We start from the raw sequence: 21,792 nt of genomic DNA on the forward strand, positions 1-21,792 counted from the left end.
CGATTAATACTGCTGAGGTTGGAAGATGACCGCATTCGCCAGAATTCGTGCATAGAAAGGGTTCTCAAAATCCTTAGCCGTATGCCCAGGCTGGGCGTAGAAAAGCCAGCCTTTTCCAGCTCTCATGCACCAGGCGGTGCGGTCCTGCATCCACACTTTTCCGGTTTCGTCGGTATAAACAACACCGAGCAAAAGAGTACGGGGAGTCAGGTAGGTATGGTTCAGGTAAACCTCGGTATCGTGTAGAGCAAAACCGGGCAAAATCTCTTCTTTACCCGTCGATTCTCGTTTATACGGAATTTTCGACTCGTATTTGACCTTGTTACTGGTAATGAAATGAGTAGGAGCCAGATTAACAACCTTCATCTCAACGTCCTCCTTGTATTTATACCCTCCCTCGTTAACGTCTTTCTTAGGGAGGTCAAATCCCAAGAAGGTAAACCACTGCTCGTTTACCTTCTTGCCAGACCCCAGCGTATGATGCAGCAGGATTAATTTGCCACCCTCCTGTGCATATTTGATAAATGCTTTTTCTGGTCCGGCATTCAGGACTTTATGAATATACACAATAACGGCCTGGTACTGGGAGAGAGACGCGGGCAATTCTGTCTGAAGAACAATGGTACTGTTGATACCCTCAAGGTCTTTAAGTGACTTGGCCACCACTTCCATCGCAGGTATTTCATCGGCAACAATAAGTACTTCTCCTGCGGTTGGAGCGCCACTGGCTGTGGTTAACCCGAAAACAAGTAATCCCAGAAAAAAAAGTAAGTGTTTTATCATGATTTTGTATGGTAAGTAAAATGAGTAAAAAAGTGTCGTTCCCGCTACTAATCTGATTGACAATAGGCTTATTTCGCCAGGTTTGGATTAATACTGACCTCGGCCTGTGGTATTGGCCACAGTTCGTCCTGTCCTTTACGAAAACTTCTGGAAGTAACCCACCAACGGAAGTTGGGATCAATTTTCTTCGTCCCGGTAGCATAGGATTTAGAGTTCGGAAAAGCATTGCCCCAGAAATCAGCGTTCAATACCTGATCCGCGATTTTCCAGCGTAACAGATCCCAATACCGAATGCCTTCAAGGGCCAATTCTACCCGTCGCTCCCGGCGAAGCAACGGGCGAAGCGTTGCCGGGTTTGTGTCGGTAATGGGCGGTAATTTCACGGATTGCCTACCCCGAACTTTATTGATCGTCAAATCCAATAGCGACTGGTCGATGGGACGACCCGCTTCTAATTCGGCTTCCAGATAGCTGAGCAACACTTCAGCATACCGAATTATGGGAATATTTCCACCATAGCCCGTGCTTAAATCGCCCACAAAGCCCTCATCACTAAATTTCTTAGACACAAAGCCCGTTCTTGACGATGTGCTATTGTAACTTACTTTATCCCGCTGATTGGGTGAATCGGGATTGGAAAGGTATGTTTTTCCCTGAAAAGTTTTACCTTCCCATAGCAATGTAAAGCCCAGGCGGGGATCACGGTTGGCTCCAACATCGTTTGGATTATAGCGAGGGTCTTTAAATGAAAACGGTGTTCCATCTGAAAATTCATAGGCTTCTGCCAGATTTCCTAAGGGGTTAATTTTGGTAAATCCACCCGCAATTTCGGGAAATACCTGAAGAGGAAGTCCATTCCCAGCCAAACCAGAGAAATACTGTGTACTAAAAATATTCTCTTTACTATTCTCGTTCGACTGAAAAAATAGTGTCTGGTAATTTGGGTCAATCAGATTATCGCCAAAATCAATTATCTGTTTGTATAAAGCAGATGCTTCCGCATATTTATTTTCTGATAGGTATAGCCGCCCTAAAAAAGCCATAGCTGCCTGTTTAGACGCTCTGCCTGTTTCAGTAGCCGTAATATCTTTAAAGCGGGGCAGATCAGCAATAGCTTCCTTCAGTTCAGATTCTACAAATTGAACTACTTTAGCTTTCGGTTCGCGAGTAACTTGGTTTGCTTTTTCGGGTGTAAGCGTCGTAGTTACCAAGGGAACAGAACCCCAATGCTGTGACATGTAAAAGTATTGGCAGGCCCGAATAAATCGAACTTCGGCCATCATCCGTTTTTTATTTGTTTCGGCCATGGTTACCCGGCTAACATTTTCCAGGAAATCATTGCAAATAGCAATCCGCTTAAATGAACCAACCCAATAGCCATATATCACGCCATTATTGGGCAATAAGGTGCCATTTGATAACCGGTTAAATTCTGAATTATCGCCTTGTCGATCAAACGCATTGTCGGTAGCAATTTCCGTAAAAACGATACCGGCATAGCTCCACCAATCCGTGGGGTTCTCCTGGTTTCCATAGGCAATTGCCCCTCGGTAAACACCCGTTAAAGCAATTTTAGCCGCACTTTCGTCAGTCCAGAATGTTTCTTTGGCAAACTGATCCTGAGGGAATTTTTCCAGTTCTTTATCACATGCCGATAACCCCACTAAAACGGCGGTCAACCAAACCGTTAGTTGTATGTGCAGAAAATAGTTTTTCGTAGTCATTGTTGGGCTATTTAAAAAATAGGCTAAAAGCTCGCATTTAACGAGAAGGTGTAGGAAGACAGAATGGGATAAAAAGATCCGCCCGTGTTAATTTCAGGATCCCAGCCCACCGGATATTTCTTAAACGTGTACAGATTATCTGTACTAAAAGACAACCGCAATTTTTCAATGGGAACTCCTTTAAACAGGTTTGCTGGAAACGTATAGCCCAACTGGAGATTTTTGATTCTTATATAAGACGCATCACGTACCCAGAAATCCGATAAGACATAGTTTGGCAAATTCCCACTCGGAACAACTTCTAATCGGGGGTATTTCGGGTAGCGCTGTGGATCCTCTGGATTAAACCGTCCTTCCATTTGCCAGCGCTGAATGGTTCCGTTGTTGAAAAAAGCAATCCCGGCATGGCTATCTAAACGGCCTTTAACCCCGGCTACTCCCTGCAATAAGGCCGAAAAATCAAATCCTTTATATTGTAAACCAAAGTTCAACGAGAAGTTATATTTAGGAATATTGCTTCCCAAATAGGTCTGGTCATAAGCAGGATCAACAACTCCGTCTGGCACGCCATTTGGCCCACTGATGTCTAAATACCGCAAATCGCCGGGCACGGCTTTGGGGTTAATTTTAGTTTGGTTAGCCCAACTGCCAACCTCCTGCTGATTCAGAAAAACACCATCTGTTTTGTAGCCATAATACATCTCAATAGGGTAGCCAACGAATAAATTGCTGCCATTGCCGATTAAGCCATTAGGCTGGGTTACGTTACCCAATCCAAGACTGACTAATTCATTATTGATGATCGATAAAAGTCCCTGAGCCTGATAGCGGACCTTGCCAATTTTATTTCGGTATCCTACTTCTACTTCCCATCCCGTATTTTTGAGTTTGCCTGTATTGATTTCATTCACATTTACACCCAAAACACTGGAAATACTACTGACGGGTTTGTAGAGTACGTCGTATGTATTTCTGTTAAAGTAAGTAAGATTAAAAAGCATCCTGCCATTAAAGAAGTCGGTTTCTATACCGACATCGGTTGAGCGGGTAGATTCCCAGTGGATGTTCGGGTCTTTATATTCCGTGTAGGCTGCACCGGTTGACATACCCGTTCCAATTGCATAATCCCGACCCGACGCTAACGTAGATTGATAGGGGTAGTTTCCGATGTTTTGATTACCCAGAATCCCCCAGGAAGTTTTTAATTTCAAATTGGAAAACCAGGAAGTGAGAGGCTTAAAAAAGTTTTCCTCAGATATACGCCACCCGGCAGCTAAGGAAGGGAAGGTGCCATATTTTCTGCCCGCCGAAAACCGTGACGAACCGTCATGCCGCACCGTAGCTTCAAACAGATATTTATCTTTGTATTGATATTTCAATCGGCTGAAGTACGATTGAATAGCCCAGCCGAAGTCATTTCCATTGGCCTGCTGATTATTGGGGCCACCAATGTCCAGAACCGTATAATTGTTGCTGGGAAAATCCTGTCGGAAGCCACTCAGTTGTTCCGTCGCTTCGCTTTCAAATGAATACCCTGCCAGGATTTTAAAATTATGCGCTTTGTATTGTTTGGCATATTCAGCCAGTGCCTGTACTGTTTGATAACCAATCTTGGTATCCTGTTGGTATAACGTGGCAATAGGATTAAAAACGGTTGAGGTTATCTGCTGGGAGCCCTTATACCTTCGTTCTTGTAGTAAGCTAAAGTTGTATCCGCCAATTAATGAAAGCGTTAAACCCTTGACTGGCGCATAATTCAACCTGGCATTCAGACTTACTTTAGTTAAGGGCCGTCTCCGATAGGATTGCGACGCCAGCCAGGAAACAGGGTTGCCATTGCCGCTCTGCCCCAATCCATAGTCTCCATTAGAAGCCCTGTCAAGCCAGGTAGACCCCCACCGGGCAGCCACTGTCACAATCCCGTCTTCTACACTATTTCCTCCCCGGGCACCAATGGGCAATGGTTCATTTTGTTGTTCACTGGAAGCCGCCATACGCGTAATCAAATTTACTTTAGAGCCCAGTTCACTATTCGTATTCAGGCGAATGTTGTAGCGTTTATAATCGTTTTTCTCAATGAGTCCTGTCTGATTCAGCATACCTGCCGACAGAAAATACTGATTCGATTTTGGCCCACCGGAAACAGAAATAGTACGTCCCGAGGTCAGCCCGTTTCTCGAAAAAACACTTTTTAAGTAATTGGAATTGGGATAGTTATCCAGGTCATTCATCGACCTGTACTTAGCGATCACCTCAGGCGTGAAGGTATTATTACCTACGGCTATATTATACATTTCGGCGTATTCCCATGAGTTCGCTAAATCTGGAAAGGCAGTGGGTTTTTCAAGAGTCAAATATTCTGTATAGTTAACTTTTAATTTCCCCGACGTTCCTTTCTTCGTTGTAACCAGAACAACCCCGTTGGCAGAGCGTGCGCCATAAATAGCGGCTGAAGAAGCGTCCTTTAGCACGGAAATGGATTCGATGTCTGCTGGATTAAGTTCACTTAACGAACCCGGAATCCCATCAACAAGTATCAGGGCACCGGGTGTTGCTCCAAATGAACCGACGCCCCGAACTCTGATAATACCGTCGCTATCACCTCCTGGCTTACCCGACCGCTGAATGACGGTAACCCCTGGCATCTGCCCGGTTAGAACGTTAGCCACCCGCGTAGTAGGCCGGGAGGCAATCTTTTCAGTCGAAATCTGGGCAATTGAACCAATGACATTGACCTTTTTTTCGCTGCCATAGCCTATTACAACAACTTCAGATAAAGACCGGGAATCGGTCTGCATGGCTACATTAAGGACAGTCTGATTCGCCACCGCCACTTCCTGCGATAAATAGCCCACGAAACTAAAGACCAGCACGGCCCCCTCCGGTACGTTAAGCTGGTATTGACCATTGCTGTTGGTCGTTGTGCCGGTTGTGGTTCCCTTCACGACAACACTGACTCCAGGCAAGCCGTTTCCCGTTTCCTGCTCCGTTACCGTTCCAGTCAGGTTGATGGCAGCAGGAAGGGTAACCTTTTCATCCAGTTGGTTTTGTATCACCCTGACAGGAGCAGGGGCAGTTTTAGTCGATTCGGTGACAGGAATGATGGCGTAAATCGTTTGATCCACTCGCCGGTAGCGTAAATCGGAAGTCAGGATACGTTGCAGAACTAATTCAAGGTTATCTTTTCGCTGGATCGAAAAGACAACCAATCGGTTTTCTATGACCGTGCCTTCATATAGAAAATGGACATTATAGCGTTTCTCCAGATCCGTCAATACATCTTTTAGCAACCGTTTCGATTCTTTTCGGGAGCTGGCCGATGGTTGGTAAGGCGTTAGTTTAGTGGTTGCTACATCTTGGGCCGATGCTTCGGTTAGGGCACTAATCAGCCAGCTCGCCAAAACGAGTATACGTAGATTCATAGTAGGGTAGGGTTTAGAAGAATGAGCTTACAGGCATAAGCTCATCATAACACGTTAGTAATGATTAAGGGCCAAAAACAATTTGGTTATTCTCCTGATGCATGGGTACATTGAGTGTAATCGCAATTCCCTCTAAAAAAGCCTGTTCGTTTCGGGTTGGCAGTGAGCCGCTAAGTACGCGGCTGGCCAATGCCTTCGACTGAATCACAACCCGACGACCGTACGTATCTTCAATAATCTGACTTAGCTGTTGAAGTGTCATATGGTCGAGTAAAAGCACGCCTTCAGTCCAGTTTGCCATCCGGTCGGGGCTAACTAATCGGTGATCGATCTGGCCCGTTTTCGGTCGGAAATGTACGCCGTCTCCAGGCCGCATAAGCAGCGAGCGTACCGTATCGGCCCCCGTAAGAAAAAGCCGTACTGAACCTGTCTGGAGAAGAACATCAGCCTCATGATGTCGGCTGTGTACATTGAAAGCCGTACCGAGTACCTCCACCTGGGCTTCCTCTGTATGTACGATAAAGCGGGTTTGTGACTGACCAGCGCGCTTTACTACCCGAAAGAAAGCCTCCCCTTTGAGCCAAACCTCTCGTGCCTCATGCGCCGACCAGTTCCCGGGAAACCGAACCTCGGTATTCGCATTCATTGTTAGACGTGACCCATCCGGTAACTTAATCGTGCGCACCTGCCCAAAAGTAGTGCGGTAAATGGTGTCGGCAGGATGTTGGTTATTCCACCAGAATAAACCCACAAGCAAGCCAGCGATCGTAGCGGCAACCCACCACCAGTTCCTTGTTGGTCGCAGGGCTATTACGGGAACCGTTTCATTCTCGATTTCCTGAGTACGTTCCCGCGTAAACCGACTCCATTCAGCATCGACGGTTGTCTCAGAGACTTTTTCGTCGTCAAACTGCAAAGCCCTCAAGATAGCCCTCGCCTGGCGTATAGTTGACTCACGCTCTGGATGGAGCTGTAGGAACTCCCGCCAGAATGCATCACTCTTCGTATCCGGATGCGAACACCAACGAATAAAGTCTGGGTCGGTTAGGAATTCTTCTACCTGATACAGGGCATACTTCATGAACGTAGGAGACTTCTGTCAATACGTAATAGACAGCTAAGCCAGAATTTGTCCTGATGAAATGGTGATATTTTTGTATAATAGTAAATAAATCTAATTAAAAAGACTTTTAAGGCTTAATATTCTTTGAAAATTTATATTATTTTATTGGTGCATAGTCATCAATACGCCTAACAGAATTGGAATTAACCGGCTACGAAGTAGTTTGATAGCTTCGTAAATTAGGTTTCGGATTGTGTGTGGCCCAACATTCATAATAGAAGCCGTTTCCTCATAGTCTAAATCATGGTAGAATCGAAGATAGATGGCTTCTCGTTGACGGGGCGTGAGCCACATTAGCCATTGTTCCATCTGCTGACGTTGCTCAGCGGAAAACTCATTCTCCAAAAGCAGTTGTTCGGGCGAAAGCGTAATCGTAAACGGATTTGATTCGTCGGTTAATTCAGTGGTAACAGGATAGTTGCTCTTTAACCGCAGCATCTTGCGTCGGAGCGATTTGTATAGATAATGCCGAACCGATGCCGTTTGATGTAAGTGAGACCGACGCGCCCAAAGTTCAGCAAATAACTCTTGGAGGACATCTTTAATAAATTCATTATCAGGAGAGTACTTGCGGCCGTATTGGTATAGCTTAGGATAGTTTCGTTTAAACAGCTCTTCAAAGGCCATCTCGCTTCCGTCTATGAACGAACGCCACAGTTCTTCGTCAGTACGAACAGGAGTAGATGATTGTGCCATTACTTGTTTCCATTAGTTGGTCAAGGTTTTCAGGTACAAAATGCTCTGCGGCACCTGCGTAGCAATGCTGTTGCTTTCGTCTTCAATGTAGTAGTGCTGAACTCCTGCGTTTCGGGCTGCTTTCAAAACAGCGGGCAGGTTGATTTGCCCCGTACCCAGCGCCACATCGTTTTCCACCGGCGTACCGCCCGACAGGTTCCCGACGATGCCTTTACGAAGGTCTTTCAGATGCATGAGTTTGTACCGACTGCCGTATCGGGTCAGCAGTGCCACCGGATCCTGACCCGGATAGACCGTCCAGAGAATGTCCAGTTCGAAGCTGACATACTGCGGATCGGTCTGCTGCACAATATAGTCGTAGAGCGTTCCCGTCTCGTGTTTCTCGAACTCAAAACCGTGGTTGTGGTAGCAGAACGCAATACTGTATTCATCGTGCAGGCGTTTTCCAATCTGGTTAAAGTCGGCCACCGTCTTCTTCGCCATGTCGAGCGTAAACGGCCCACTGTGGGGAATCGACGCTACCCGAACATATTGCGCACCCAGCGTTTTGGCGTTCTGTCCCACTTCCTGCGTTTTGTTGAGCGCATCGCCGTAGCTCACTCCAAACGACGAGCATTTCATACCGCGGTCATCAAGGAGCTGACGCAATTCTGCGGCCGTTTTGCCGAAAAGATTAGAAAACTCCATATCCGTAATGCCCAACGCTTTAACGGTGTCAAGTGTGGCCGCCACGTTTTTTTGAAAACTGTTCCGGTACGTATAAGACACCATGCCGGGGGCTTGGGGAAATGACTTTTTTTGGGCCTCAGCCTGAGTCTGGCTGAGCAATATAATGAGAATAAAGATTGTGGTTTTCATAAATAATAGTTAGTTTTTTGTGTGTAATGTAGAGATGCTAAGTTGCGACCCAATCTTCCCTTCAATAGATTAGGCTTCGTTCCGACCGTTTCCTTTAAGCGCTGAATTCGTCTATCATTACAATATCGTTCCCAACGATGTGCTCATGACCACTCAATTCGCCCAAGCCGATAATTCCCTATTTCATTGTCCATCCTTTTTTGTGAAAATTATCGTCAGAGATACTTGTTCAACTAGATGGGAAAGGCCGTCGAACAATAGTTTCCAACCATTTTGTTGTTCAACATCAGTTAGCGTGTTCGGCTTGGACTGGCTGCAGTCTTGACGTATCGACTTTTGGGTTGAACATCGCATATATTGCCAAAGAGAAGAAAGTGCTTCCCCAAGCATGCGGGGAAGCATTTACATAACCAACCTATAATGCAAAGTCTATAACTTCGTATACCATAGTAGTCCTGTTTTTCTGGAAGAAAACGGGATAGATTCACCAGATTACACCCGCACATTCCAGCTTTTGTCGTACTCCCGGCCCCAAAGCTGCATGGCGTCTTTATCGTTCAGGATATGGCCGTTGGCCGGGTCACAATGGAGCGTTCGGCCCACCCGGTACGCAATGTTGCCTAACTGAGGCAGCAGCGTCGATTTGTGGCCTTCCAGAATAGGCGCGTTAATCGATTCCTTACCCCGAATGGCCTCACAAAAATTGAGCAGGTGCTGCCCGTCGAGCAACTCCGTCGGGCTTACGGCATTTTTGGGGTCAAAAGGTGTGTCGTCTTTTACCTCCGAGACGAGTTTATTGGCCGGATCGAAAACCTTATAGCTGTTACTGCCCGGATAAACAATCGTGCCTTTATCGCCATAGAAAACCACCCCGCGTCCGCTGCCTTCGGAGTTGTAGCCGTTGCAACTCCGCCCTTCCCAGGTGCAGGCCGTGTTGTTGGGAAAATTGAACGTAATGGTCTGCGTATCGGGCGTTTCCCAGTCATCCTGAAAGGCAAACCGGCCACCCGCTGAAACCACCTGATTCGGATAATCGACGCCCAGACCCCAGCGGGCAACGTCCAGCTCGTGGGTACCATTGTTGAGGGCTTCGCCAGTGCCCCAATGCCAGAACCAGTGCCAGTTGTAATGCACGAGGTTATCTTTAAACGCCCGGCGGGGAGCCGGGCCTTGCCACAAGTCAAAATTCAGGTGCTGTGGAACGGCCGTCACGACACCTCTCCCAATGGACTTCCGGTTGTTGACATACCAGCTACGGGCAAAATAGACCCGCCCGATGGCCCCACCATGCAGTTTGGCAATCATGTCTTTGACGTTGTTGAAGGTGCGCCGTTGACTGCCCATCTGAACCATTTTTTTGTACTTACCAGCGGCCTCTACCAGCATTTCGCCTTCGCGGGGATTGTGGCTGCATGGCTTCTCGACGTAGATGTGCTTGCCCGCCTGCAAGCCCAGAATGGCCGCTGGCGTGTGCCAATGATCGGGGGCGGCAATGGCTAGCCCATCAAAATCTTTCTTCTCCAGCATCAGGCGGATGTCGCTGAAGCCCTGGGGCTTTTTACCGGTTAGTTTCTGGATGTCGGTCAGGGTTTTAGCCAGCACGTTAGCGTCGGGGTCGCAGACGTAGGCAATGTCGACATTGGGCAGTTTGGCGAAGGTTTTGGCCAGGAACGCGCCCCGGCTGTTGGTGCCCATGATGCCCAGTACGACTTTATCATTGGGCGAACCGGTAAAGAATCCTCCCACTGACAGCGAGGGAGAGAGTAACAGGCTGGTGCCCGCTATAGATGCCGTGCGGAGAAAATCACGGCGGTTTGTTTGATCAGACATAGAGTTGATTCGTTGGTTCGTCAGGCAGTTATCACTAACCCAACGAATAGTTTAGATGTAACATAAGGGTAGTCTAATACCCCGGATTTTGGGTGATTTTGGCATTGAGGTTGGCATCAATGAACTTTTGCGGAATGGGGAACAGCGCGTGCTGGGGCTGGATGTTTGGACCCGAGCGAGGGTTGTACTTTTTCACCCGCTCAACCAGTTTCCCCATCCGGCTTAGCGTCAGCCGCCGAAGTTCTTCCAGCATCAGTTCACGCGCCCGCTCATCCAGAATGTAGTCGATGGAAACCTCCGCCAGCGTAGCGGGTTTGGCTTTGGCCCGACTTCGCACCACGTTGATATCGTCTAACGCTTTTTGCGTATCGCCTTTCAGCAGGTAGGCTTCCGCCCGGTACAGGTAAGTTTCGGCCAGCCGCATCAGGTAATGTTCTTTAAACGTGCGACCATACGTTGCACCGGCTAAGGCTTCTCCCTCGATTTTGCGGATGTAGGGGTAGTACCAATACAGGGTGTCAATATCTTTAGCCGTGGCCGGATTCACCTTCTGTTTAAAGTATTTAGACGTTGGTTCATTGTAGTAGAATTCCCGGCGGATATTGTACCGCGAATTGCGCATATCCGACGCGTCCGACCAGATGGTGTAATTGAAATAATTCGTCGGGCGATACCAGCCAACGGGTCGGCCCAGGCTATCAACCACGGCCATTGCCGTTTTGCCGTCCGGGTCCTTGATGGCAAAGTAACGCGGTCCCCACGCCCGGATCATGCCATTCCCCCCGCCCACCTTCGGAATACCCCCCGGCGTCTGATAATCGAACTGAATCGTCCAGATGGTTTCTTTATTGCCCGACGTAGCGCGGTTCTGGTTATTGTCTTTAAACAGGTCTGAAAAAACATCGCCCGGCTGGGTGGCGTATTTGCCAAAACGAGTGGTCATCAACTGGTACTGTCCATCATTGATGACGGTCGACGCGCTGGCAATCGCTTTATCGTAGTTTCCCGTGCTGATATACAGCTCGGCCAGCAGATGGTCGGCAGCCGCTTTCACGATCCGCCCGTCCTGGGTGGTACTTTTCGGCAACCATTGCGATGCGAATTCCAGGTCAGCTACGGCGAACGCGTACACCTCTTTGCGGGGGTTACGCACAAAATCGAGCACGGGCTGGGTGGCTACCTTGTCCACAATGGGCACGTCACCGTAGAGGTTCGCCAGTACGTTATAAGCATAGGCGCGAAAGAACCGCGCTTCGGCAATAGCCGCGTTTTTCTCGGCCTCGTCTTTCCAGACCGCCGTAGGCCTTTGAGCGTAGTCGATAATGGTATTCGCGCGGGGAATAATGGTCTGGTAGGCCCATTCCCAATGGTAGTTAACGGCGGTTAAGCTGGGGGTGAGCCAGATTCGGTAATCTTTGAACATATTCTGGGCTGGGTCGCCGGTGCTGCCCACGTCGGTACCAATCTGAAAATCCCAGATATTGGTGCCATCGCCCACGTTATCGTTCAGGAAATAAGCCTCCCGAAGCCCGGCATGCAGGGCTGTAATGTACGTATCAAATCCGGCCTTGTTGGTCAGCACAGCCTGCGGAGACAGGAAGTCTTTGGGCACCTCGTTGAGCACGTCATCTTTGCAGGCCGTGTTCAGGCCCAGCAGTACCAGCAGCCAAAACCCTTTCTGTAGGGTACGGGCGCATGAAGTTAGTAAGGTAGAATGCATTGGATCAGGAATTTATGAATAAGCGGGGACTACCTGCTTCGTCAGTGATTTAGAAACTTAGGTTGATGCCTGCAGTAACGGTACGCGCCAGGGGGTAACTGCGCCGGGCGTCGGTGGCGTTTACCCCCACTTCGGGATCGAAACCGAGCCAGTTGGTAAACGTGTAGAGGTTTTTGGCGCTGACATACGCGCTCAGATTCCCCAGTTTCAATGATTTGACCAGCGCGGACGGAAACTGATAAGTCAGGTTCACGTCCTGAATCCGGACGAAATCCCGGCTCTGGTAGTAGCCGTGCCCCACCGGATTGGTATACGTCAGCGAGGGACGGGTGTTGGACTGATTCTCCGGGGTCCACCAGTCGGCGTCGAGGCCGTTGAACGAGCGGGACGGATAGTTGATGTTCCCGTTTGTTTCCAGTAGGGGCAACGACTGCGACCAGCCCTGCATGGCGTTAATGAAGACCGTCAGCGACAGGCTGCCATAGCGGAACGTGTTGCCAATTCCCCAGCGGTATTTGGGCTGCTGCTGGCTGATGACAGATCGGTCCGCAGGGTCTATTTTGCCATCCCCGTTGATGTCTTTGATTCGGTAGAAACCGGCTTTGTACCCCGTCGGCAGTTCATCGCCTACCTGATAAACACCGTTTAAGGTATAGTCGTAGTTGACGCTGATGGGCTGCCCGATAAACCAGCGGTTGCCCAGGTCATCATCTTCCCGGCCATCGCCATTAGTGTCACTGCCGTAGAGATGGGTAATCCGGTTGCGGTTGCTGGAGAAAACCGCGTTGCTGCTCCACTCGAATTTTCCCTGTCGAACGTTGACCGAGTTGAGGGATAGTTCAAAGCCCTGATTGTTGGTGGCTCCCAGATTGGTCGTCACCCCGGCGAAACCCGTCGGGCTGGGTAATTGCCGGTACAGCAGCAGGTCTTTGGTATCCATATTGTAGTATTCAACCGTACCGCCAAGCCGCCCTTTGAACAGGTCAAAATCCACGGCCACGTTGGTGGAGGTCGTCGTTTCCCAGGTCAGGTCCGCGTTTTCCATCGAGGCCGTATAGACCCCGGTGCTGGTCGAGCCGCCGTCGCCAAAGACGTATTGCACCGTACCGGCCCGGCTCAGCGATTGATAGGGACTGATGGCCTGATTACCGACCGAACCATACGAAAGCCGCAGTTTGAGCAGACTGATAAACGAAAGCGATTTGATAAAGGACTCATCCGAGGCTACCCAGGCCAGAGCCGCCGACGGAAACGTACCAAACTTCTGGTTAGTCCCAAAAACCGAAGTGCCATCCCGGCGGGCGGTCAGGGTCAGCAAGTACCGATCCCGGAAGCGGTAATTCAGGCGAAGCATGGATGAAATACCGTCCTGCGCCTGGGCGTTGGAGGTTGTCTGCTGCACCTGCGCCAGATTGAGGTTATCCCAGCTCAGCACATCGGTAAAAAACGTGGCCCCACTGGCCGTCGTCGCTTCCCAGCCCCGGTGATTGCGGCCATACAGGGCCGTTACGTCTAGGCTATGGTTTTGGTTGATCTGTCTGGAATAGGTCAGGATATTTTCCAGCACCCAGTCCAGGTCTTCGCGATTGTACTTACTGGCCGTTCCCCGATTGTTCAGGCCATTTTTCTGGTAAATCGGCGACGAATTGTAGTTATGCTCCCAGCGGTAGTTGGGCGAGTAATTGACCCGGTAGTTCAGCCCTTTCAAAAACGGCGCATCAACGATGGCGTAGAAATTGGCAAACAGGTTATGGTTGACTTCTTCGTTTTTGTTCAGTTTGGCATAAAACAGCGGATTGACCGACAACTGGTCGTCGGACGGATAGGGTACTAAATCCGTCTTAGCCGCATCGTAGTACAACTTCCCATACGGACTCAGGTAATATCCCCCGAACAAATCGGCTTCCTGCCCCGACAGATTCCGCTTCGCGTAGAGCGAACTGACCCCCACCTTTAACCACGGACTAATGGCGTTTTCCAGATTGAGCCGCAACGAGGTCCGGTTGGCATTGTCGTTGTAAATCAACCCTCTTTCGTACACCTGTGCCCCCGAAAACAGGTAACTCGTCCGCTCGGTGCGGCCCGAAATGCCCAGATTGTAGGACTGAACTGACCCTTGCTGAGAGACCACATCCAACGGGTCGACGGACTGGCCGTTTTTGTAGTTGTCCACTTCCGAATTTTGCAGGTAACTGGCAACCTGGGCGGGGTCCGACGTTTGTCCGTTCTGCTGGCGGAAATCCAGCAGACGCTGCACGTAACGGTCGGGGCTGAGCAGTTTCAGGCGATAGCTCATGTCAGAAAGGCCCGCGTAGGTACTCAGCCGGATGGTTGGCTTGTCGGTGGTGCCCCGCCGGGAGTTCACCAGAATCACCCCATTGGCCGCTCTGGAGCCGTAAATAGCCGCAGCACTGGCATCTTTGAGAATCTCCATCGACTCGATGTCGTTGGGGTTGATGTCGGCTAAGCTGCCATTGAAGAAAATGCCGTCGAGAATAATCAGCGGGTCGTTGGAAGCCGTTATCGACCGTTGTCCCCGCACCAGAATACTGCCGCCCTGTCCGGGGCGGCCATTATCGACAAACTGCACCCCCGCCACACGCCCCCGCAGGGCCTGCGAAATGTTGGTGTTGGGCAGATTTTCGGTTTGTTTCAAATCCACCTTCGCCACCGACCCCGTTACGTTGCGTCGGCTTTGAGTGCCGTAACCAACCACGACGACCTCGTTCAGGGTTTTGTCGTCGGCTTTCAGCACGAGATTAATCGTTGTGCGGCTACCCACCGGTTCTTCCCGCGACGCATAACCCACAAAGGAAAAGACCAGCACAGCGGTTCTATCGGGTACACTAATGCGGTAGTTGCCCTGGGCATCGGCGTTGGTGCCTTTGGTGCTGCCTTTTACGACAATACTCACACCCGGCAGCGGCTGACCGGCATCATCCGTGACGGTTCCGGTAATGATTTCGTCGGCGGGGGCCAGGCTGTTCACCAGATTATCCGGTTCAGACAGGGTAGATGCGGGTAGCAATCCGGCCTCTTCGAGCAGGCTCAGGACAATCTGCTGGTCTGAAATCGTGTAGCTGATGGACAAGGGTTTCAGCAGTCGGTCCAGCAGAGTGCCTAATTTTTCGTCATGGGCCTCCACGCTGATTTTTCGGTCGGCCTGAATGCGCTGGGCACTGTAGAGAAACTGAACCGAGCTACTTTTCTCCAGTAACCGCAGCACGCTTTTGAGCGACTGATTCCGGCACTGGAGGCTAACCCGGACGTTTAGCTGGTCCTGGGCTCTGGAATCACCCGCGTAGGCAATTCCGACGAATACCATCGCGAAACAAAACTGACGGATTGTAAAGCGCATAACTTCCCAGATTTGGACGGGAAAAGGGTTTGGCATAGTTTTGATTGTTTTTGTTTGAAAAAGGCAAAGACGCCCGATGACGATAGCTGGTTTGAGGCCAATCACCGGGATAATTCGGAGCCGATAGTGCTGGAACACTGTCGGCTCTTTGTTTTACGCTACTACTAAAGGGACATACTACTCAGGTTATCAGGGGTTTGGCAAAGGGGCTTCATTGGTTGCAACGCTCCGCATGAATGACAATCGTTGTGCCTACCGTTTCGTGCGTCCCGCCGATGGCCTGGCAAATCAGGTTGAGTTTTTTATACATGGGTTCATTGACCAGCCGCGCCGTCAGGGTACAATGCGCCAGCTTCTGCCGATCAAAGTCGATTTGAACGCCATAGGCGGTCTGTAGTTTATTGAATACCTCGGCAATGGGTGATTCCTCAAAGACAAAATCGGCTTCCTGACTTTTCTGGTTTACCAGAATGGGAGCCTCTACCAGCGATTTGCGGAAAACATCATCCTGGGCTGAAAACGTCACCTGTTGATTCGGGGTAATTAAAACCGCCGTGTGGTCGGGGTCGGGTAGCCCGGTGGCTTTCGATACGGCTACTTTGCCGGATTTCACGGCCACATTTACCTCGCTGTTCCCACCCAAAGCCCGAACGCTGAAGCTGGTGCCTAATACCTTCACGTTGACGTTGCCCGCATGGACGATGAAGGGCCGCTGGGGTTGACGAACAACCTCAAAAAAGGCCTCGCCCGTCAGGTTTACGTCCCGCACCTGCGCGGCAAACTGTTTGGGAAAGGCCACCCGGCTGTCTGGGGCCAACACCACCCGGCTCCCATCGGGCAGTTGTAGTGATAAAGGCCGACCCGTGTGATTTTCCCGTGAAATGGACTCCGTTATTTTTTGGGGGAGCGTAGCGAGGGTCGTACTGGTTCTTTTTACGGACAACGCATACCAGCCAATGCCCAGCACCAGCAGTACGGCAGCCGCTACGCGCCAGCCTGTCGACCACCAGTTGAGCGTCCGGTTAACAAAAATGGGGGGCTGTTCGTCCGAAAGCTGCGTCTGAATCTGTGCCAGCGCACTGCTTACGGTTTCGTCGGCTGGAAGTTGTTCATTTACAGCCAGATGGGTTACCCAATAGCGGGCCTCCTGCACAACAGGAGCCTGAGCAGGATGCTGTAAAAGCCACTGCTGCCAGAACAAATCGGTTTCGCGGGTCGGGTGTTTGGCCCAGGCCACAAATTCGTCGTCAAGCAAAAAATCGGCAATCTCGTACTGGTGGTAGGGCTTCATGCAAAGAGCGTCATCAACCGGGGAGACACACCTGCTTTGAAAACCTACTGAATTTTAAAGCGATTTTTTTTAATTATTTTCGGTAAGGAAGTCCCCTGCCACCGGGCGGGTATGACGGGTAGTGACGTAGCTACGGGATTAATCGCTGTGACTGAACAGCATCAGCAAAACGGGAAGCAGGCTTCCCTGCCAGTTTTTACGGAGCCGCAACAGCGACTCCCGCAACAGATTATAGACCGATTGACGGTTAAGCTCCATCAGTTCAGCAATCTCGTCGAAGTCTAAATCCTGATAAAAACGGAGATAAATCAGTTGTTTTTGTCGGGGCGACAAGGTAGCGACCATCGTTGCCAGTTGCCGGACTTTTTCTTCCTGTTCCTGACGACTGATAAGGTCGGCTTCGATGCTGAATTCCACGTTAAAATCGGTATCAGGATCAATAACTGAAGATTGATAAAAAACGCGATTCCGGTGAATGGCGCGGTGAATTTTCCGCTGTAATGCCCGTAGTAGATAAAATCGGGGTGTCTCGGCCACACCAATCGTAGCCCGACGCTGCCATAGTTCCAGGAACACCTCCTGAATGCAGTCTTTTACTACCTCTTTGTCGAAAGTGAGTTTAGTGCCATAGCTATAAAGCGGGCAGTAATGCCGCTCCATCAACACCGTATAAGCTGCTCTGTCGCCCTGTCTAAAGGTCTCCCAAAGTTCGGTATCAGGGATAGCAGTTGCTTTCACAATTGTATATAAAGAAATCGAATCCCGGCGAATCTAAGTTACCTCAGCTCATATTCCCTAAAAGTTTGCGGACAGTTGTTTTATTGATTAAACGCAACGTGAGAATACAACGACCCACAAAGTTACCTGTAAAAATACAACTTATTCAGGTACTTATACAACCTATGGTTCAGAAAAACATAACTTCCATAGTTACACTATACCTAATTCAGCGACGCCATCACTCATCACCATATCCGTATCAGGCGATCATAACTACTTCATCATAGCATCATCGGTGCGTTTTTCGTACACTAGGATCAGGTTTTTACCTTACTTGCCGGGATTGGAGAGCGATTTAAAAGACTCAGCTATGTCGGTTAATTTACGGAAACAAGAGCCGTAGTTGATTTGTGATAGAGGGTTCAGAGGATACGGTTTAGCATCAGCCAACAGAAGGATTCGCTAAGCCAATTTTCATACGAATGACCAAGCGTACTGACGAAGCTACGCCCTCCGCCGGGGCGTTCTAGTGTTTAACCCACCACTTCAGGCTTCTCGTCGACGGGTACCTGAATCAGCGGCTCGGCCCGATCGCCAAGCTGGGGATTAACGTAAATCTCATCGGTAATGAACCAGGCGAGTTGGTTTTCGTCAGCAGCCAGCAGGACATAAGCTCGCTTAACAGATTGACTATTTGCTTTCCGTTTGGCGATGATAGCTTTAAGTCGATCGCGCTCAGATTCAGTCAAGGTGACGTGATATTTTTTCATCTTCGTGAGAGTCAGGACACGAAGATACCCGTCAGACTAATCAAGTCAAAACACTAAGTACAACCAAGAAAGACTTGTCGGATGCTCAGTTTGTTTATCTTTGATCCATGCTGGCACTTAAGATCGACAATTTAACCCCTTCCGCTCATCAGGAACTGACGGACTTGTATGATAAGACCAAAATACCCCGCTTACGCACACGGGCGCAGATGGTATTACTTTCGGCCGAGCAAGCCTTGAAAACTCCACAGATTGCCCTAATCGTGCGCGAAAGTGAACGAACGGTTCAACGTTGGCTCAAGCGCTACCAGGCTGAAGGTATTACCGGCCTACACGATGCACCCAAGAGTGGCAAGCCTTCCAAAGTCAGCCCCGCTTATCGCCAACTTCTCCTCAGCAGCGTACGGCAACGACCCCGCAGTTTGGGACTGGAGTTTTCGCTGTGGACCCTGGCTCGACTGGCCGATTACTTAGCCGAGCAAATTGGTGTGCGCCTGTCAGAAGAAGGAGTACGGCTTCAACTAAAAGCGATGGAGATTGTCTTATCTCGGCCCCAACACAAAATCAGCAGCCCTGATCCAGAGTACCTACTTAAAAAAAGGAGATTGAGTTCAAAAGAGATCAGTTAGAAGCTAATGCGGTTTTTTACTATGCTGACGAGTTTAATCTGAGTTGGCAACCGACCCTTAGAGCGATTCGGACCGCCGATGCGGTGGAGTCCCGTAGGTCAGCAGGTAATGATTCCCACGCCGGGACAAACCAACAAACGGTTTGGCATCGGGGCGGTCAATTATCATACAGGAGAAACGGTTGTAATTGTGCGTAAACGAAAACGACGCGAACAGATCGCCGAGCTACTTGAGCAACTTCTGATCAGGCATCCAGTCCAAACCATTTACGTGGCCTGGGACAACGCCGATACCCATAATGGCGGAGAAATAGATGCCGTAGTACGAGGAGCCGCTGGCCGGTTAGTCTTACTGTATCTGCCCACTTACAGTCCCTGGCTCAATCCCATTGAGATGTTATGGCGACACTGGCGACGAGAGGTGACGCATTGTGAGTTATTCGAATCCATCAAGAAACTGATTGATGCAACGCATAACTTCTTTGCCCGTTACAATCAAATGCCTGAAAAAGTGCTGTCAATTATTGGTGCAACCCGACAAGTCTTTTTTGAATGTACTTAGGAATTAAACTTGAAACTCAATCAGATTCAACTTTAAAAAGAATGGATGGTATAATAGCAAGAGGGAAACTAAATGCAATTCACCTTTTTAATTAACCATTTTGGTTTAGTTGTAATGTCAAGTTTTAATACGTCTACCTTCCCTCCAACCGATTCCGGAGTAGCACTACTTTGAAGATTAATCAATTTTTGCATGGACATTACGTTAAGCTTGTCGTTTCCTTCTTTAAATAAAGCCAGTGCCTGTGCCTGAGTATAGGACTGCCTTATTTTTTTTTGTATTCCGACCACATAAACCGATTCTATTACATAGGCCTGTGAGCCTACCATGCTTTGCCCATTGGGTTTATGCGACTTTGTAAATTCAATTATTCGAACGATTGGTACATTGTTCTGAAAATAACAAACGGCTATCTCAGCTACTTTATTCTCAGTATCATTCTTAAAATGTGCTTTGTATTTATTGGGGTATTTCAATCTAAATTCCTCAACTTTTTGAACTAAATGAAACCGTAGTCCTTTTTCTAAAGTTGCCAAAAATAAATTTGTACTATTGTAATTCCCTGTCGCAATAGCCTGAATAACATCGTGCATACCTTGATCATCAAAACCAGCTACTGCAAAGGCGTAATTTTTATAGACTCGTATTTTGCAAAAGGCATTAGTCGTTTTATTAAATACCACATCTGTCCCTGGATAAGTCATATATTCAACACGGCGACTATCCGCCCCAATGTATATGTGTTTATTGGTAGGATAAATGACTATGGTAGTCGAATAGCCTTGTGCAGTTAGTAATAGCAACCCCAGTACTCCTATCAGTTTCCTCATGGTGTGTTTCAGCCAGCCAATCCCCAGGCTGGCTTTTATTTTTTCTGTGACTTATTCAAATACCATAACCCCACAGCCAGAACAAGGCCCAATAGCAATAACGGCCAAATTAGACTGCCTTTATAAATCGTGTCAAAGTAATAGTCTTGCTGATTCATTGCCTTATTGTTTCCTCTTCCGCCAATACAGCCAGATAAGCACGACCACCGCTGTCAGTAGCAACAACTGACCAAGATTGAACTCAATCCACCAGAAACCGCTTGGTTGTTCCATTGCACCGCTGATTTCTACACGCATGCCAGCACAATCTCTAATACAAATAGAATGAGTTCATGCCAGCCGTGTTTGTTCTTATTGCACGTTGTCATAGCCTAAAAATGGTGGACATAGGCGGGATTTGCTTCGCCCAGCCCTATAGCGGCATATCATTTCCTATAACAGTGCCAGATGTTTCATAGCCGATAAAGCAGACGACATTAGCAAGATACTGCAATCTGCCCAAGCCCACTATTTTATTGATTATACGTATAGTGACTACCCGACAAAACCGACAAAAGCCTTTTTGTCGGTTTTGTCGGGTAGTCACTATAGGCTTTTTGATTGCTTGTTGCTGTTATAAGTCTAACGCCAACTGCCCTGCTGGTGGTGTCGTGGATACAGCTTGTAGGCTCGACAGAGCGATACCCAACAGACGAACGCCTTTCGGTAGGGGTAAGAGAGACAAGAGTATATCAAGGCTAATCTGGGCCAACTTCGCTTGGTCAGCTATTGGACTCAATGCGGTGTGGAATACGCGTGATCTGCTGAAAGTCGGCATACTTCACCTTTTGCGTGACTGACCGCCCCAGACTGGCTTTATTGTATTTCACTTACAAGCCTCCAATGCCATCAGCACCAGAAAGACGGCGGTACAGATCAGTGAGTTATCGTCGCTTCGTTGCCGTCCAATCATTTTTTTACGTCAGGTGATCCAGTAGCAGTATGCCTACTGTGAGCAACAACACAATCACAAACACCATAATCCCTGTGAGGCAACTGCCTATGCGGTTTGGCATTGGCCTAACAGTTTACCTTCTCAGCCCCTTTTGCGAGACCGGCATGGCCGAAATCGAATTGTCAGTCTTGCAACGAGATTGTTTAAACCGACACATCGCTACCAAAGACGAGTTGGTCCGGGAAGTCAATGCGTGGCAAACCAAACGCAATCAAAGACAAGCCAAAGCCAACTGGCAGTTCACCAATAAAGAGGCAAGAATCAAGTTACACAAACTTTACCCGACCACTTAACGTTTAAAGAACACTAGTAAATATGGCTCTACAGTAGCCACCCAATAACCAGTAGGACCACAGCTACTATCAACAGGCCAGTGACCAGCAGCAGTAGTGTCCAGGGGCCAATCATTGATGATTTCGAGTTCATAGCTTATCGGCTTCGTGTTACGATAACGAAATACTCATCAATGGCACTCAACGAATA

15 protein-coding genes are annotated in these 21,792 nt (G+C 48.8%); 2 read left to right on the forward strand and 13 right to left on the reverse strand.

The window, feature by feature from the left end:
* Positions 1–3: 3 nt before the first annotated feature.
* From ACYVI1_RS20805 to ACYVI1_RS20860, 12 genes are all read right to left on the reverse strand, one after another.
* Positions 4–783, reverse strand: a complete 780-nt coding sequence (locus ACYVI1_RS20805; protein ID WP_460912711.1) for a ThuA domain-containing protein — start codon at positions 781–783, stop codon at positions 4–6.
* A gap of 68 nt (positions 784–851) precedes the next feature.
* Positions 852–2,507, reverse strand: coding sequence for a RagB/SusD family nutrient uptake outer membrane protein (locus tag ACYVI1_RS20810; protein ID WP_460912712.1), 1,656 nt, complete (start codon positions 2,505–2,507; stop codon positions 852–854).
* A gap of 23 nt (positions 2,508–2,530) precedes the next feature.
* Positions 2,531–5,929, reverse strand: a complete 3,399-nt coding sequence (locus ACYVI1_RS20815; RefSeq protein ID WP_460912713.1) for a SusC/RagA family TonB-linked outer membrane protein — start codon at positions 5,927–5,929, stop codon at positions 2,531–2,533.
* Positions 5,930–5,993: 64 nt separating this feature from the next.
* Entirely contained in the window at positions 5,994–7,010 is a 1,017-nt protein-coding gene (locus tag ACYVI1_RS20820; protein WP_460912714.1) for a FecR family protein, read from the reverse strand.
* Between the two features lie 144 nt (positions 7,011–7,154).
* Positions 7,155–7,748, reverse strand: a complete 594-nt coding sequence (locus ACYVI1_RS20825; protein WP_460912715.1) for an RNA polymerase sigma factor — start codon at positions 7,746–7,748, stop codon at positions 7,155–7,157.
* 12 nt (positions 7,749–7,760) lie between these two features.
* Entirely contained in the window at positions 7,761–8,606 is an 846-nt protein-coding gene (locus ACYVI1_RS20830; protein ID WP_460912716.1) for a sugar phosphate isomerase/epimerase family protein, read from the reverse strand.
* 492 nt (positions 8,607–9,098) lie between these two features.
* Positions 9,099–10,436: a Gfo/Idh/MocA family protein gene (locus ACYVI1_RS20835; protein WP_460912717.1), complete on the reverse strand. Its 1,338-nt coding sequence runs from the start codon at positions 10,434–10,436 to the stop codon at positions 9,099–9,101.
* 73 nt (positions 10,437–10,509) lie between these two features.
* The gene (locus ACYVI1_RS20840; protein WP_460912719.1) at positions 10,510–12,156 is read right to left on the reverse strand and encodes a RagB/SusD family nutrient uptake outer membrane protein; all 1,647 of its coding nucleotides are present in this window, start codon (positions 12,154–12,156) and stop codon (positions 10,510–10,512) included.
* A 49-nt stretch (positions 12,157–12,205) separates the two neighbouring features.
* Positions 12,206–15,514, reverse strand: coding sequence for a TonB-dependent receptor (locus ACYVI1_RS20845; protein WP_460912720.1), 3,309 nt, complete (start codon positions 15,512–15,514; stop codon positions 12,206–12,208).
* 211 nt (positions 15,515–15,725) lie between these two features.
* Entirely contained in the window at positions 15,726–16,805 is a 1,080-nt protein-coding gene (locus ACYVI1_RS20850; protein WP_460912721.1) for a FecR family protein, read from the reverse strand.
* Between the two features lie 138 nt (positions 16,806–16,943).
* Positions 16,944–17,543: an RNA polymerase sigma factor gene (locus ACYVI1_RS20855; protein ID WP_460912722.1), complete on the reverse strand. Its 600-nt coding sequence runs from the start codon at positions 17,541–17,543 to the stop codon at positions 16,944–16,946.
* 515 nt (positions 17,544–18,058) lie between these two features.
* Entirely contained in the window at positions 18,059–18,295 is a 237-nt protein-coding gene (locus ACYVI1_RS20860; RefSeq protein ID WP_460912723.1) for a hypothetical protein, read from the reverse strand.
* A 107-nt stretch (positions 18,296–18,402) separates the two neighbouring features.
* On the opposite strand from ACYVI1_RS20860, the gene ACYVI1_RS20865 reads away from it, so the two are divergent.
* Positions 18,403–18,924 carry a helix-turn-helix domain-containing protein gene (locus ACYVI1_RS20865; RefSeq protein WP_460912724.1) on the forward strand — a complete coding sequence of 174 codons (522 nt, stop codon included), beginning with the start codon at positions 18,403–18,405 and terminating at the stop codon, positions 18,922–18,924.
* Between the two features lie 108 nt (positions 18,925–19,032).
* The gene (locus ACYVI1_RS20870; RefSeq protein WP_460912731.1) at positions 19,033–19,485 is read left to right on the forward strand and encodes an IS630 family transposase; all 453 of its coding nucleotides are present in this window, start codon (positions 19,033–19,035) and stop codon (positions 19,483–19,485) included.
* Between the two features lie 68 nt (positions 19,486–19,553).
* On the opposite strand, the gene ACYVI1_RS20875 is transcribed toward ACYVI1_RS20870, so the two are convergent.
* Entirely contained in the window at positions 19,554–20,315 is a 762-nt protein-coding gene (locus ACYVI1_RS20875) for a hypothetical protein (protein ID WP_460912725.1), read from the reverse strand.
* Between the last annotated feature and the right edge of the window lie 1,477 nt (positions 20,316–21,792).

Source organism: Spirosoma areae, from assembly GCF_054781775.1.

What these genes read in the sequence shown, in the direction of transcription:
- ACYVI1_RS20835 (WP_460912717.1), bottom strand. Translation starts at nt 10,436, where the DNA reads ATGTCTGATCAAACAAACCGCCGTGATTTTCTCCGCACGGCATCTATA.
- ACYVI1_RS20865 (WP_460912724.1), top strand. Translation starts at nt 18,403, where the DNA reads ATGCTGGCACTTAAGATCGACAATTTAACCCCTTCCGCTCATCAGGAA.
- ACYVI1_RS20805 (WP_460912711.1), bottom strand. Translation starts at nt 783, where the DNA reads ATGATAAAACACTTACTTTTTTTTCTGGGATTACTTGTTTTCGGGTTA.
- ACYVI1_RS20840 (WP_460912719.1), bottom strand. Translation starts at nt 12,156, where the DNA reads ATGCATTCTACCTTACTAACTTCATGCGCCCGTACCCTACAGAAAGGG.
- ACYVI1_RS20815 (WP_460912713.1), bottom strand. Translation starts at nt 5,929, where the DNA reads ATGAATCTACGTATACTCGTTTTGGCGAGCTGGCTGATTAGTGCCCTA.
- ACYVI1_RS20845 (WP_460912720.1), bottom strand. Translation starts at nt 15,514, where the DNA reads ATGCGCTTTACAATCCGTCAGTTTTGTTTCGCGATGGTATTCGTCGGA.
- ACYVI1_RS20820 (WP_460912714.1), bottom strand. Translation starts at nt 7,010, where the DNA reads ATGAAGTATGCCCTGTATCAGGTAGAAGAATTCCTAACCGACCCAGAC.
- ACYVI1_RS20860 (WP_460912723.1), bottom strand. Translation starts at nt 18,295, where the DNA reads ATGAAAAAATATCACGTCACCTTGACTGAATCTGAGCGCGATCGACTT.
- ACYVI1_RS20850 (WP_460912721.1), bottom strand. Translation starts at nt 16,805, where the DNA reads ATGAAGCCCTACCACCAGTACGAGATTGCCGATTTTTTGCTTGACGAC.
- ACYVI1_RS20875 (WP_460912725.1), bottom strand. Translation starts at nt 20,315, where the DNA reads ATGAGGAAACTGATAGGAGTACTGGGGTTGCTATTACTAACTGCACAA.
- ACYVI1_RS20810 (WP_460912712.1), bottom strand. Translation starts at nt 2,507, where the DNA reads ATGACTACGAAAAACTATTTTCTGCACATACAACTAACGGTTTGGTTG.
- ACYVI1_RS20825 (WP_460912715.1), bottom strand. Translation starts at nt 7,748, where the DNA reads ATGGCACAATCATCTACTCCTGTTCGTACTGACGAAGAACTGTGGCGT.
- ACYVI1_RS20830 (WP_460912716.1), bottom strand. Translation starts at nt 8,606, where the DNA reads ATGAAAACCACAATCTTTATTCTCATTATATTGCTCAGCCAGACTCAG.
- ACYVI1_RS20870 (WP_460912731.1), top strand. Translation starts at nt 19,033, where the DNA reads ATGATTCCCACGCCGGGACAAACCAACAAACGGTTTGGCATCGGGGCG.